Source organism: Bowmanella dokdonensis, from assembly GCF_017254865.1.
GTDB classification, from domain to species: domain Bacteria; phylum Pseudomonadota; class Gammaproteobacteria; order Enterobacterales; family Alteromonadaceae; genus Bowmanella; species Bowmanella dokdonensis.
Genome location: NZ_JAFKCV010000457.1, coordinates 1 through 255, shown reverse-complemented (window position 1 = coordinate 255; position 255 = coordinate 1). Strand labels below are relative to the sequence as shown.

Annotated in this window: 1 rRNA gene; it reads left to right on the top strand. The window is 54.5% G+C overall.

From position 1 onward, the window contains the following. Positions 1–255, top strand: a 16S ribosomal RNA gene (locus tag J0A66_RS24025); the annotation flags it as partial.

Sequence of the window (255 nt, the reverse complement as noted above, 5' to 3'; positions counted from 1 at the left end):
AATGCTTGGGAATCTGCCTTTGCGAGGGGGACAACAGTTGGAAACGACTGCTAATACCGCATAATGTCTTCGGACCAAAGGGGGCTTTCGGGCTCTCGCGCAAAGAGGGGCCCAAGTGAGATTAGCTAGTTGGTAGGGTAAAGGCCTACCAAGGCGACGATCTCTAGCTGTTCTGAGAGGAAGATCAGCCACACTGGGACTGAGACACGGCCCAGACTCCTACGGGAGGCAGCAGTGGGGAATATTGGACAATGG